General features: G+C 68.4%; 14 protein-coding genes. 12 read left to right on the forward strand and 2 right to left on the reverse strand.

The annotated features are described in order from the left end of the window. Positions 1-10 precede the first annotated feature (10 nt). On the forward strand, positions 11-1,573 hold the full coding sequence (murJ, locus tag L2U69_RS07185; protein WP_236106109.1) for a murein biosynthesis integral membrane protein MurJ: 1,563 nt from the start codon (positions 11-13) through the stop codon (positions 1,571-1,573). 71 nt (positions 1,574-1,644) lie between these two features. Beyond that, entirely contained in the window at positions 1,645-2,643 is a 999-nt protein-coding gene (trpS, locus tag L2U69_RS07190) for a tryptophan--tRNA ligase (protein WP_236106110.1), read from the forward strand. 77 nt (positions 2,644-2,720) lie between these two features. Here trpS and L2U69_RS07195 read toward each other — a convergent pair whose 3' ends face one another. Next, complete coding sequence (locus L2U69_RS07195) at positions 2,721-3,416, reverse strand: HigA family addiction module antitoxin (RefSeq protein WP_236106111.1); 696 nt, start codon at positions 3,414-3,416, stop codon at positions 2,721-2,723. A gap of 388 nt (positions 3,417-3,804) precedes the next feature. On the opposite strand from L2U69_RS07195, the gene L2U69_RS07200 reads away from it, so the two are divergent. Beyond that, on the forward strand, positions 3,805-4,773 hold the full coding sequence (locus L2U69_RS07200; protein ID WP_236106112.1) for a DUF2333 family protein: 969 nt from the start codon (positions 3,805-3,807) through the stop codon (positions 4,771-4,773). A 74-nt stretch (positions 4,774-4,847) separates the two neighbouring features. Next, positions 4,848-5,366: a universal stress protein gene (locus L2U69_RS07205; RefSeq protein WP_236106113.1), complete on the forward strand. Its 519-nt coding sequence runs from the start codon at positions 4,848-4,850 to the stop codon at positions 5,364-5,366. Positions 5,367-5,414: 48 nt separating this feature from the next. Here L2U69_RS07205 and L2U69_RS07210 read toward each other — a convergent pair whose 3' ends face one another. Next, complete coding sequence (locus L2U69_RS07210; RefSeq protein WP_236106114.1) at positions 5,415-6,719, reverse strand: adenylate/guanylate cyclase domain-containing protein; 1,305 nt, start codon at positions 6,717-6,719, stop codon at positions 5,415-5,417. Between the two features lie 113 nt (positions 6,720-6,832). Here L2U69_RS07210 and L2U69_RS07215 point away from each other — a divergent pair, with 113 nt between their 5' ends. The 8 genes from L2U69_RS07215 to miaB all read left to right on the forward strand — a co-directional run bounded on the left by L2U69_RS07215 (position 6,833) and on the right by miaB (position 13,363). Next, positions 6,833-7,384: a NifU family protein gene (locus L2U69_RS07215; protein WP_236106115.1), complete on the forward strand. Its 552-nt coding sequence runs from the start codon at positions 6,833-6,835 to the stop codon at positions 7,382-7,384. Between the two features lie 69 nt (positions 7,385-7,453). Then, positions 7,454-8,044: a malonic semialdehyde reductase gene (locus tag L2U69_RS07220; protein WP_236106116.1), complete on the forward strand. Its 591-nt coding sequence runs from the start codon at positions 7,454-7,456 to the stop codon at positions 8,042-8,044. 25 nt (positions 8,045-8,069) lie between these two features. After that, on the forward strand, positions 8,070-8,732 hold the full coding sequence (tsaB, locus tag L2U69_RS07225) for a tRNA (adenosine(37)-N6)-threonylcarbamoyltransferase complex dimerization subunit type 1 TsaB (RefSeq protein WP_236106117.1): 663 nt from the start codon (positions 8,070-8,072) through the stop codon (positions 8,730-8,732). A 5-nt stretch (positions 8,733-8,737) separates the two neighbouring features. Beyond that, complete coding sequence (rimI, locus tag L2U69_RS07230) at positions 8,738-9,205, forward strand: ribosomal protein S18-alanine N-acetyltransferase (protein WP_236106118.1); 468 nt, start codon at positions 8,738-8,740, stop codon at positions 9,203-9,205. A 529-nt stretch (positions 9,206-9,734) separates the two neighbouring features. After that, complete coding sequence (locus L2U69_RS07235; protein WP_236106119.1) at positions 9,735-10,163, forward strand: MucR family transcriptional regulator; 429 nt, start codon at positions 9,735-9,737, stop codon at positions 10,161-10,163. Between the two features lie 152 nt (positions 10,164-10,315). Beyond that, positions 10,316-10,786, forward strand: coding sequence for a Fur family transcriptional regulator (locus tag L2U69_RS07240; RefSeq protein WP_236106120.1), 471 nt, complete (start codon positions 10,316-10,318; stop codon positions 10,784-10,786). Next, positions 10,783-11,727, forward strand: coding sequence for a lysophospholipid acyltransferase family protein (locus L2U69_RS07245; protein WP_236106121.1), 945 nt, complete (start codon positions 10,783-10,785; stop codon positions 11,725-11,727). Before L2U69_RS07240 ends, L2U69_RS07245 begins: the two co-directional genes overlap by 4 nt. A gap of 265 nt (positions 11,728-11,992) precedes the next feature. Beyond that, positions 11,993-13,363, forward strand: coding sequence for a tRNA (N6-isopentenyl adenosine(37)-C2)-methylthiotransferase MiaB (miaB, locus tag L2U69_RS07250; protein ID WP_329605375.1), 1,371 nt, complete (start codon positions 11,993-11,995; stop codon positions 13,361-13,363). Positions 13,364-13,369 lie beyond the last annotated feature (6 nt).

Consider the following 13,369-nt stretch of genomic DNA (forward strand, 5'->3'; position numbering starts at 1 on the left):
CACGCCGGCCATGGCCCTGCTGCGCTCCGTCGCCACCATCGGCGGCTATACGATGGCCAGCCGTGTCCTCGGCTTCGTGCGCGACACGCTGTTCGCCGCGATTCTGGGCGCCGGCATGGCGGCGGACGCCTTCATGGTCGCCTTCCGCCTGCCCAATTTCCTGCGCTCGCTGTTCGCCGAAGGGGCCTTCAATGCCGCCTTCGTGCCGCTCTATTCGCGGATCCTGGCAGGGCCCGACGGGGAGCGGAAGGCATCGCGCTTCGCGGGCGAGATCGCCAGCCTGCTGACCGCGACCCTGGTGACCGTGGTCACCCTGTTCATGATCTTCATGCCGCAGGCGATGCATGTGCTGGCGCCGGGCTTTTCCGAGGATCCCGAGAAATACGCCCTGGCGGTCGACCTCACACGCCTCGCCTTTCCCTATCTCGCCTATATCAGCCTCGTTTCGCTGCAGGGCGCGATCCTGAACGCGCATCACAAGTTCGCGGCGCCGGCGGCGACGCCGATCATGATGAACCTGGTGCTGATCGCCGGCCTGCTGATCCCCGTGCGATACCTCGACGTCGCCCATACCCAGGCGATCGCGGTGACCCTGGCGGGGATCGTGCAATTCATCTGGCTGGCGGTCCACATGCAGCGCAGCGGCTTCGAACTGCGCCTGCATCTGCCGCGCTTCGGGCCGGAGATCCGGCGCTTCTTCAAGCTGCTGGCGCCGGCGATGCTGGGCGCCGGGGTCTATCAGGTCAATGTCCTGATCGACATGATCCTGGCCTCCATGCTGCCGGAAGGGACCGTGTCCTATCTCTTCTACGCCGACCGGCTGAACCAATTGCCGCTGGCGGTGATCGGCATCGCCATTTCGACCGCGCTGCTGCCCGTGCTCTCGGCGCAACTGGCGCGGGGCGAGACCACCCAGGCCGTCGCCACCCAGAATCGCGCGCTCGAAGGGGCGCTGCTGCTGACCCTGCCGGCGGCGGCCGCGCTGGCCGCGATTCCGGAGACGATCATCGGCGTCCTGTTCCAGCGCGGCGCCTTCACCGCCCACGACACGGTGGAGACGGCCCGCGCCCTCGGCATCCTCGGCCTCGGGCTGCCGGCCTTCACGGCGGTAAAGGTGTTCACCCCGGCCTTCCACGCGCGGGAGGATACGCGCACGCCGGTGGTCATCGGCTTCGTCGCCCTGGTGGTCAACCTGGGTGTCGCGCTGGCGGCCATGTGGTCGCTGCAGCAGGCGGGTCTCGCGCTTGCCTCCACCGTCGCCGCCTGGGGCCACATGGCCCAGCTCATGTATATCCTGCACAAGCGCGGCCACTTCAAACCCGACGTCCGGCTGCTGTCGCGCGCGCTGCGCCTGCTTGCCGCGACCGTGGTGATGGCGGCGGCCCTGCTCGCCCTCGAATGGCAGCTCCGCCCCCTGTTCGAGCGGGACATCCTGTGGCGCGCGGGCAGCCTGCTGGCGCTGGTCGCCGGCGGCGGCCTGGTCTATCTGGCGGCCGCGCTCGGCTTCGGCGGCGTCAACCGCGACGATCTGAGGCGCCTCCTCGTCCGGGGCCGTCCGCCCCGGTCGGGTTGAGGGCGGCGCGGTTGACCGGCGCGCGGTCCGGCGCCATAAGGGGCCGGATTCAGCGAGAGAGCATCGGCATCATGGCGAAACCCCGCGTCTTTTCCGGCGTCCAACCGACCGGCAACCTGCACCTCGGCAATTACCTGGGCGCCATCCGCAACTGGGTGAAGCTCCAGGCCGACTACGAATGCATCTATTGCGTCGTCGACATGCATGCGATCACCGTCTGGCAGGACCCGGCCGACCTGACCCGCGCGACGCGCGAGGTGACGGCCAGCCTGATCGCCGCCGGCATCGACCCCGAAGGATCGATCCTGTTCAACCAGTCCCGCGTCCCGTCCCATGCCGAGACCGCCTGGATCTTCAACTGCGTCGCCCGCATGGGCTGGCTGAACCGCATGACCCAGTTCAAGGAGAAGGCGGGCAAGGACCGGGAGAACGCCTCGGTCGGCCTCTTCGCCTATCCGAACCTGATGGCGGCGGACATTCTCGCCTATCAGGCGACCCATGTGCCCGTGGGCGAGGATCAGAAGCAGCATCTGGAGCTGGCCCGCGACATCGCCCAGAAGTTCAACTTCGACTATGGCGTCGAACATTTCCCGGCGCCGGAGCCCCTGATCCTGGGCGAGGCGACGCGCGTCATGTCACTGCGCGACGGCACCAAGAAGATGTCGAAGTCCGACGCCTCGGACCAGTCGCGCATCAACCTGACCGACAGCGCCGACGACATCGCCCAGAAGATCCGCCGCGCCAAGACCGATCCCGCGGCCCTGCCCGCCTCGGTCGAAGAACTGGAAGGACGGCCCGAGGCGCGCAACCTCTACGCCATCCACGCCGCCCTCGGCGACGAGACGGTGGCGGATGTGGTCGCGGCCTTCGCCGAGCGTCAGTTCTCGGACTTCAAGAAGGAGATGACCGAACGGGCGGTCGATCGGCTGGGTCCGCTGACGGCCGAGATGCGCCGCCTGATGGCCGATCCCGGCCATATCGACGCGATCCTGCATCGGGGCGCCGAACGGGCGAACGAGATCGCCGCCCCCATCCTGGCGGAAACGAAGCGGATCGTCGGCTTCGTCTGAAGCCGACGCCGGACGCTCGGCGAACGGAATCCGGAAGAACGAGGGCGCGCCGGCGATCGACCGGCGCGCCCTTGGCGTTACTTCTTCTTGGCCGCCTTCTTCGGCGCGGCCTTCTTCTTCGCCGGCGCGGCGGCCTTCACCGGGGCCGGCGCGGCGGCCGGCGCGGCGGCGGCGGGGGCCGCCTTCTTGGCGGCGGCCTTCTTCGGCGCGGCCTTGGCCGGAGCCTCGGCCTTCTTCGGCGCTTCGGCCTTCTTCGGGGCCGCCTTCTTCGGCGCGGCCTTCTTCGGCTCCGCCTTCTTCACTTCGACCTTCTTCACCTCGGCCTTCTTCGGCTCCGCCTTCTTGGCGGCGGCCTTCTTCGGCGCGGCCTTCGCCGGAGCCGGGGCCTTTTCGGCGGCGGCCTTCTTCGGGGCCGGCTTCTTCGGCTCGGCCTTCGGCTTGGCGGCGGCCTTCAGCGCCTTGGCCGCCGACGACGCGTGCGGGATCTTCGACAGGATCTTGGACAGCGCCTGCTCGGTCTGGTGCAGGTCGTAGGCGATCTGCTGTTCCAGCCATTCGCGGGCATCGGTCCCCGTCACCTTGGCGATGCGCAACGCCATGTCGGCGGTCAGGTTGCGGCGGAAGTTGACGAGCTGGTTGATGGTCCGGCGCGAGACGCCGGTCAGCTTCGCCAGCTGGTCCTGTGTCAGGCCCAGCTTCTCGAGCACGGTCTCGGCGATGCTGGCGCCCGGATGCGCCGGCCCCGCGATCGCGGTCTTGCCTTTTGCGGCCATTTGTTCGTGCCCCCTGTCACGTCCCTGGGAGTTTGTGCGGGACCTTGGCGCACCGGCGGGTGCGCTGTGTTGAAAGGTGAGCGCACCATTGGTGCGCCAGGACTTGCATGAAACACGCCCGAGAGCGTCTACACGGCCGACCGGAACGACCCAAGCCACGCAACATCGGTTCCCGACGCAATACCGGCCGAACCTTTTGCCCGGCGGCACCGCCGAAACGGAACCCGACCCGAGTCGTCACATAAGACGGCGCAGTAATGTAACAATCAAGAGAAGAGTTGCATAGACCAATTGCGTTACATCAGGAATAGCTTGCTCGGATAGGTCTCCGTGGGCCAATGTTCGGCCGCGATACTTTCCGCACCAGAACTGAAAACAGGAGGATGCCATGCCCGCCAGCAAGGTCTTCGAAGGAGAGCGCGGCACGAGCCGGTGGCGCCGGCCGTGGCTGTGGCGTCTGGCGGGCGGCCTGATCGCGGCCATCCTTCTGCTCTATTACCCGATCGGCATGCTGATCGTTCACGAGATCGACGACGACCTTTCCTTCGCGCCTGCAACATCAGCCGTTCCCGAAGGCGGCAGCCAGGCGGTGGCCGTCGCCGCCGCCCTGGTCGACCGCGAGGTGAACCAGAACCGCTGGGTCGCCAATGATCCCTTCTTCCTGCCGTCGGGCGCGCTCGACAACATGCCCAACTTCCAGCAGGGCATCGTCGACGCCGTCGCCACCTTCACCATCGAACTGCGCGACCAGTTGGGCCGGGTGCGCGGCTCGGGCGAGGTCGACAAGGACCTGGGCGAGGCGCTGAGCACGCTGCAGTATTCGGGCACCAAATGGGTCTTCGATCTTTCGACCTCGATCCTGCCGACCGCGACCTCCGAAGCCCAGTACCGCAAGGGCATCAAGGCGCTGCGCGCCTACAACGCCAATGTCGCCGCCGGCAAGGCGGTCTACGACAAGCGCGCGGACAATCTCCAGGCGGTGATCAGCCGCATCGCGCTCGACGTCGGTTCGCTCTCCGCCGCGATCGACCGCCAGATCCGCGACCAGAGCGGCAATCCCTTCGACTTCACCTGCGACGACCTGTTCTATCGGGTGAAGGGCACGGCCTATGGCTACCACATGCTGCTCAAGGGGCTCCGCCGGGACTTCGGCGCCCTGGTCGACGAGCGGGGCCTCGGCCCCATCTGGGACGAGGCGACGGCGAGCTTCGGCGAGGTCGCGGGGCTGTCGCCCTGGATCGTCTGGAATGGCGCGCTCGACGGCCAGCTCATGCCCAATCACCTGGCGGCCCAGGGCTTCTTCCTGCTGCGGGCGCGAACGCAGCTGCGCGAGATCACGTCCATCCTGGAGAAGTAGGAAACTCGACAAATCGGCGCCGGCGATGGCACCATTCGGGCCTGGACGCTTCACAGCCGGAAGACACGACCGCCATGCCGCCCCAAACCGAGGCGCCCCTTCCCGAGGGCGGCGAGACGCGCCGGATCGACACCATGCGCAAGTTCCTCGTCGTCGTCGACAACACGCCCGAATCGCGGCTGGCCCTGCGCTATGCCGCGCGCCGCGCCCTGAAGACCAAGGGCATGGTCGCCCTTCTCTACGTCATAGAACCCTCGGACATGCCGCAATGGCTGGGCATGCGCCAGATCATGCGCGAGGAAGCGCGCGAGGAAGCGGAGGCAATCCTTCACGATCTGGCGGACGACGTGCACAAGATCGCCGGCCTGATCCCCGAGCTGATCATCCGCGAGGGCGTGCGCAAGGAAGAGCTCCTGTCCCTGATCGACGAGGATCCGTCGATCCGCATCCTGGTCCTCGGCGCCGGCACCGGCAGCGAGGGGCCGGGCCCGCTGGTTTCCGCCCTTGCCGGGCAGTTGTCGGGCGGCCTCAGGGTGCCGATCACCCTGGTTCCCGGCAAGCTGTCGCCGAACGAGGTCGACGACATCGCCTGATCCCGCCCCGACCGCCCCTCGACCGGACGGGGCGACATAGCAGGTTACTCAGTCGCCGTCCGTGTCGGTGAAGATCTCGGTCGGCTCGCGCCGGCCGCGCAGCACATGCAGGCCGAGGGAGCGCAGCGGCGCCGCCCCGTCCAGCGCGTCGGCGAAGGCGTTGCTCGCCAGAAGCGTCCGGTCCAGCACCTTGCACAGCGCCTCGATGCGCGCGACCTCGTTCACCGCCGGCCCGATCACCGTGAAGTCCAGGCGCTCGGTCGAGCCGATGTTGCCATAGACGACATCACCGAAATTGAGCGCGAAGCCGACCTTCAGCCCGCCCTGGCCGAGGGCCGCGGGCACCGGATCGATGGTATCGATCGCGGTCCGCGCGGCACAGGCCGCCGACAGGGCGCGCCGGCAGGCGTCGCGCGCGGCGGTACCCATGCCCGTGCCTTCATCCGCCGCGAAGATGGCGAGACAGCCGTCGCCCATGAACTTCAACACCTCGCCGCCCGCCCGATGAACGGCGAGGGTCACGGCGTCGAGATAGTCGTCGAGCAGCGCGATGACCTCGCCCGCGCTGGCCCGGTCCGAGAGGCGGGTGAAGCCGCGCATGTCGCAGGAGAAGATGGCGGCGCGCATCACCCGCCCGTCGCCCCGGCGCACCGAGCCCGTGGCGACGCGCCGCGCCGCGTCGCGCCCGAGATAGAGCGAGAGCAGATTGTCGGTCAGGCCGCGCTGCATCACCGCCTCGAAGCGGAGCGCCAGCACCGGCACCAGCGCGTCGAGCCGGGCCAGTTCCCCCGGGGTGAAGCCGCCCGGCCGGTCGATCGCGAAGGAGACGAAGGAACGGCGCACGGCCGCGAAGTCGAGCGGGCGGATCAGATAGTCGGTCGCCCCGAGGTCGCGCAGCTCCGCGAGCACCGGGAATTCGCCCGGCTGCGCGGCGCCCTCGAGGCGGCGCCGAAAGCCGGGGGCGCCGTGATGGATGAGGCGCACCGGACTCATGAGATAGAAATCGGAATGTTCGATCTCGAAACCGCGGGGCAGGTCCTCGATCCCCTTGCCGCGCTCCCAGATGAAGGTGCGGGCGAAGACCTGGGGATGCATGGCGAGAAGGCCCGAGGTCACCCTGAGCAGCGGCAATCCTTCCGCCTCGAGGCGGCGGGCGACCTCGGCGATCAGGCCCGGCGGATCCAGCCGCCCGGCGGCGGGCGTCAGCAGGAAGCCCGCGATCGGATCGGCGGCGGCGAAGCCCGGCGGCCCGAGCGGCGGCAGCGGCTCGGCGCGGGCGATTTCGGCGGCGACGGAGACGGTCTCGTCCCAGATCTGATCCGACGGCAGATCGGCGAGAGGAGCGTTGGACATGGCAGCGTTGCGGGACTTCCTGTTTTCTTGATCTTAGGCCAGCCATCGGCCATGTAGAGTCAATTCCAGCCGGATCTTTTCCGCCTTGACCGGAACAAGAGAGGACTTGCCCCATGTTCATCCAGACAGAAGCGACGCCGAACCCCGCCACGCTGAAGTTCCTGCCGGGCCGTGACGTCATGACCACGGGCACCGTCAGCTTCCCGAACGCGACGGCCGCCGCCCGTTCGCCGCTGGCCGCGCGGCTCTTCGCCGTCGACGGTGTCACCGGCGTCTTCTTCGGCGCCGACTTCATCACCGTCACCAAGGGCGACGTCCATTGGGACGGCCTGAAGCCCGGCATTCTCGGCGCCATCGTCGAGCATTACGCCAGCGGCGACCCGATCCTGAGCGAAGCCCCGGCCGCCACCGAGACGGCGGCGGCCACCGGTCCCGATTCCGAGGTGGTGGAACAGATCAAGGAACTGCTGGAGACCCGCGTCCGCCCGGCGGTGGCCCAGGACGGCGGCGACATCACCTTCCATGATTTCGACGACGGCGTCGTCTATCTGCACATGCAGGGCGCCTGCGCCGGCTGCCCCTCCTCGACCGCGACCCTGAAGGCCGGGATCGAGAACATGCTGCGGCACTACATCCCCGAGGTGACGGAGGTGCGCGCGGTCTGATCGCGCCCTCCGGCTTCGGGCCGCAATCCGTTTCGGGCCAGAGCAACCCCTCGAAAGCGTGAGGTTTACATGAGCAGTGCCGTGCAAGACGCCGTCCTGGACCAGCTTTTCCGGTCGGCACGGACCCACAACGCCTGGACCGACGAACCGGTTTCCGAGGAGACCCTGCGGGCCCTCTACGATCTCCTGAAATGGGGGCCGACCAGCGCCAACGCCTCGCCCGCGCGCTTCGTCTTCGTGACGACGCCCGAAGGCAAGGAACGGCTGAAGCCCGCGCTCTCCGCCGGCAATCTGGACAAGACCATGGCCGCCCCGGTGACCGTGATCGTGGCTCATGACCTCGACTTCGGCCAGAAGCTCGAATTCCTCTTCCCCCATGCGCCGGGCGCCAAGGACTGGTTCGCCGCCCCCGAGGTGGAGCAGGCGACCGCGTTTCGCAACGGCACCCTGCAGGGCGCCTATCTGATCCTGGCGGCGCGCGCCCTCGGCCTCGACACCGGGCCGATGTCGGGCTTCGACAATGCCAAGGTGGACGCCGAATTCTTCGCCGGCACCCGCATCAAGTCGAACTTCCTGGTCAATATCGGCCATGGCGATCCGGCGGGTCTGTTCGACCGCAGCCCGCGCCTGCCGTTCGACGAGGCGGTGACCATCGCCTGATCCGGTCCCGCCGACGCGACACGACATGAACGTCCTCGCCTTCGATTGCGCGACCGGCCCGACGTCGGTCGCCGTCAGGCGGGACGGCACCCTGGCGGCGCGGGCCGAGGACGCCCGCCCCCAGGGCCAGGCCGAAAGCCTGGTCCCCCTGATCGAGACCACCCTCGCGAAGGCGGACCTGCCCCCCGCCGCGATCGACCGCATCGCGGTCACCCTGGGCCCCGGCTCCTTCACCGGCGTGCGCATCGCCGTCGCCGCCGCGCGCGGCCTGGCGCTGGCCGTCGGCTGCCCGATCTTCGGCTTCTCCAGCCTGGAGGCCATGGCCGCCGCCCTGCCCGCCGCCGACGTGCCGACCCTGATCGCCATCGACGCGAGACGCGGCGAAATCTATGCCCAGACCTTCGCGCCCGACGGAAACGCAATGGACGAAGCCCGCGCCTTGCCGCTGGAGGCGGTCGCGGCGGCGCTGCCGGCCGGCCCTCTCCGCCTCGCCGGATCGGGCGCCGGTCTGGTCGCGGACCGGCTGGCCGCCGCCGGCCATCCGCCCCCCCGCATGATCGACGCCGCCCCGGCGCCCGATGCCGCCGTCCTCGCCCGTCTGGCGGAGACGGCCCCGGCGGCGCGGGGCACGGCGGCGCCGGCGCCGATCTATCTGCGCCCGCCCGACGCCAAGCCGCCGGCGGCGTGACGGCCATGACGCAGGACGACGCCCCGCCCCGCCGGCTGCCCGCCGCACCGGCGGCGGCCGATCTCGACCGTCTCGCCCGGATCCACGGCGCCTGCTTCCCCGACGCGCCCTGGGATGCGGCGCATCTCGCCCGCCTGCTGGCCATGCCCGGCGCCATCGCCCTGGCCGACACGGCCGGCTTCATCATGCTGCGCGGCGCCGCCGACGAGGCGGAGGTGATCACCATCGCCGTCGATCCCGCGAGCCGGCGACGCGGCGCCGGGCGCCGCCTGCTGGCGGCGGCCCTCGACGCGGCGGCGCGAACCGGCGCGGACCGGATATTCCTCGAAGTCGCGGTGGACAATCCGCCCGCCATCGCCCTTTACCGCGCCTTCGCATTCGACGAAGTCGCCAGACGCCGCCGATACTACCGTCGGCGCGACGGTGAATCGGTCGATGCCCTGGTTTTTTCGAAGCGTCTATTCAATGAATGACGACGGATCGAAGCCAGACCGCCGCGCCCCGGCGTCATGAAACGCCGCCGGATTTACCGACTTCGATGGTGATTTGTGGTGCTTTCTCGGCTTTTCGTTATCACGTTTTCTGTTTTTCTTTTCATTTGAATTGAATCGCCTAATACCCCAGCCTATACAGTGTTGTCGGATGTCCGAATGCGACGCCGCGCCTTGTATCCCCATGGTTCGGGTAGTAATGCCCGTTTCCATACGGCCGATGCGCGGGTCGAAATTCGCTGACGTCCGGAAGAGTTCAGGTTTTCAGCCGCCAGGGGTGGTGCCCGCGTCGTAATCCGCGGGTCATACTCGGCGGTAACGTCATTCGTCGGGCGTTCCGGCGCGAATCATGCCGTATCGACCATTTGTGACGGTGCGGCCGCGACGGAAACGTATCGGCGAACGATGCTGTCAAGTCGTCCGCGGCCGATGGCGGCCCGGCACACTACGAGACAGATCTCACGGCGCGGTGGCCATCACTTGCGCATTTAAAGGGAAGGGCTTTCGAGCGATGAACGAGGACAAGACGGCACATAGCGAACTCCTGGCACTGACGACGGAGATCGTGGCGTCCCATGTGTCGAACAATTCGGTCCCGGTGGCCGACCTGCCGCATCTGATCCAGCAGGTCTATGCCACCCTGTCGGACATCGGCCAGCCCAAGGTGGAACCCTCGCCGTCGCGTCCGCAGCCGGCGGTGCCGGTGAAGAAGTCGGTCACGCCCGACTACATCATCTGCCTCGAGGACGGCAAGAAGCTGAAGATGCTGAAGCGTCACCTCAAGACCGCCTACGACATGACGCCCGAAGAATACAGGGCCCGTTGGGAACTGCCGCCCGACTATCCGATGGTCGCGCCCAAATACGCCGAACAGCGCCGTGATCTGGCGAAGAAAATCGGCCTCGGCACCGCGCGTCGCAAGCGCACCCGCCGCTCCTGATACTCATTCGCGATTGGAAGCCCGTTCCGGCATGGAACGGGCTTCTTTTTTTCGGCCGCGCGGGTGACGCCGTCGTCACGGCGGGGCATACTGTGGGCGGATTTCAATTTGCAGGTGGCGCCCGCAGAGGTTGCCCGTCGAGCTCACGAAACATGTCCGACCGTATCGAAAACCTGTGCCTCGCGAAGGGGATGCGCATGACGGACCAGCGGCGCGTGATCGCCCGCGTCCTGTCCGAATCGCACGACCACCCGGATGTCGAGGAACTCTATCGCCGCGCCATCGCGCTCGACCCCAAGATCTCGATCGCCACGGTCTATCGCACGGTCCGCCTGTTCGAGGAGGCCGGCATCCTGGAGCGCCACGACTTCCGCGACGGCCGCTCGCGCTACGAGGAAGTGCCGGACGCCCATCACGACCACCTGATCGACCTGTCGACCGGCCGTGTGATCGAATTCCGCAACGAGGACATCGAGAAGCTGCAGGAATTCGTCGCGCGCGAGCTGGGTTTCCGGCTGGTCGATCATCGTCTCGAGCTCTATGGCGTGCCCATCGACCGCGCCGACCGCGAGGAACTGGCCAAGGCGAACGACGTCCTGGCGCGGGGCATGCGCCGGCCATGACCGTCGCCGACGAGGCGAAGCCGGCGCCGAAACGGCTCGGCACGCGCCGCTTCGGCTTCGGCCGGGCCAAGCACGATCCCTTTCAGTTCGGCGACCGGCCGCTGCCGGACCTGCCGGCGGCGCCTGGCCCCGGCCTGGGCCGTCTGGCGCGGTTGCGCGCGACCTCGCGCCTGTTCCTGTTCGCTCTGGCCCTGATCGTCCTGACGCCGGTGCAGCTGCTGGCGCTGCTGCTGGACCGCAAGCTGGCCGTGGCCGTGCCCTTCTTCTTCCACAAGATGCTGTGCCGCATCCTGGGCGTGAAGCTGGTGGTCCATGGCCGGCGGCACAAGCGCGGCGGCGTCCTGTTCATCGCCAATCACTCGTCTTGGCTGGACATTCCGGTGATGTCGGCGGTGATCCCCGGTTCCTTCGTCGCCAAGAGCGAGATCGAGGGCTGGCCGATCTTCGGCCATCTGGCCCGGCTCCAGCGCACGGTCTTCGTCCAGCGCGAGAAGCGCAGCCGCACCGCCGAGAGCCGCGACACCCTGGTGGAGCGCCTGCGCGGCGGCGACAATCTGATCCTCTTCCCCGAAGGGACGTCGTCGGACGGCAATCGCGTGCTGCCGTTCAAGAGCGCCCTGTTCGGCGCCGCCGAGATAGAGGTGCCGCGTCGGGGCGGGCGCATCGGCCCCGTCGTCGTGCAGCCCGTCACCGTCACCTATACGCGGCTGCAGGGCATGCCCATGGGCCGCGACTACCGGCCCTTCTTCACCTGGTTCGGCGACATGGACCTGGCGCCCCACCTGTTCCGTGCCCTCGGATTCGGGCCGATCACCGCCGAGATCGAATTTCACGCCCCCCTGACCGTGACCGAGGCGGGCAGCCGCAAGGCCCTGGCGCGCCATTGCGAGGCGGTGGTCAGGGCCGGCCACGCGCGCCAGATCCAGGGTGGTTTCTCCTGATCGCCCGCCCTGGGGGCTGCCCCGATTCTTGACTCTTCGGACCTCGGCCCCTAATGCTGTGGTCTTGTTGGTTCAGGCCCCGCCGCAGGGTCGGCATGGCGTGACCGTGATCCCGACTGGATGTGTGTTCCGGGATGTGTGTGTAAAGGGCGCGCGCAGTACCGGGTGACGATGGCCGAAACGATGCCGGGTCACGTGGATGTCCAATCCGGGGACGCGGTATTGCCGCACGGCGCGGGTATTGCCCAGGGATACAGGCTCTTCGGTGGCCAGAAAGCTTTGCATCAAGACGTACGGCTGCCAGATGAACGTCTACGACTCCGGTCGCATGGCGGATCTGCTGGCACCGCTCGGTTATGGCACCACGGATGACGCGGCGGAAGCCGATCTGGTCATCCTGAACACGTGCCACATTCGCGAGAAGGCCGCCGAGAAGGTCTATTCCGACGTCGGACGCCTGCGCAACCTGCGCAACGACCGTCTGGCCGCCGGCGGCGCCCCGATGACCATCGCGGTCGCCGGCTGCACCGCCCAGGCCGAGGGCGCCGAGATCATGCGCCGGGCCCCGGCGGTCGATCTCGTGGTCGGGCCCCAGGCCTATCACCGCCTCCCGGAATTGATCGCCCGCGCCCACCGCAGCCGGGGCGAGGCGCTGGACACGGACTTCCCGATCGATTCCAAGTTCGACCATCTGCCGCTGCAGAGCCGGGTGGAGGGCAGCGCCGCCTTCCTGACCATTCAGGAAGGCTGCGACAAGTTCTGCACCTTCTGCGTCGTGCCCTATACCCGGGGCGCCGAAACCTCGCGCCCGGTCGATGCCGTCCTGGCGGAGGCGCGCCATCTGGCCGACCTCGGCGCGCGGGAGATCACGCTCCTCGGCCAGAACGTCAATGCCTATCACGGCGCGGCACCGGACGATGCCGGCGGCAATGGCGCGCCCTGGTCGCTGGGCCGGCTGGTCCATGCCCTGGCCGATGTGTCGGGGATCGAGCGTATCCGCTATACCACCTCGCACCCGCGCGACATGGACGACGAGCTGATCGAAGCCCATGGCCGCCTGCCCCAGCTCATGCCGTTCCTGCATCTGCCGGTGCAGTCTGGGTCCGACCGGATCCTGGAGGCGATGAACCGCCGCCACACCGCCGACGACTACCGCCGCGTGATCGAGCGCCTGCGCGAGGCGCGGCCCGACATCGCCCTGTCGTCCGACTTCATCGTCGGCTTCCCGGGCGAGAGCGAGCGCGAGTTCCAGATGACCCTGGACCTCGTGCGCGAGATCGGCTTCGCCCAGGCCTACAGCTTCAAATACAGCCCGCGCCCCGGCACACCGGCCAGCATGATGGCCGATTCCCTGCCGGAAGACGTGAAGGCGGACCGCCTCGCCCGCATCCAGGCGGCGATCGCCGAGGGCCAGCATGCCTTCAACCGGGGCTGTGTCGGCCGCACCCTGCCGGTGCTGTTCGACCGCCCCGGGCGACGCCCCGGCCAGATGGTCGGGCGCAGCCCCTACATGCAGGCGGTCCATGCCGAGGTGCCGTCCACCATGAACGGGCGGATCCTGGACGTGACGATCGATTCCGCCCACCCGAACAGCCTGGGCGGCACGCTGGCGGACCCCGCCGAGGCGGCCGCCTGAAACCCC

The organism is Zavarzinia marina, assembly GCF_021568905.1.
Classification (GTDB): Bacteria; Pseudomonadota; Alphaproteobacteria; order Zavarziniales; family Zavarziniaceae; genus Zavarzinia; species Zavarzinia marina.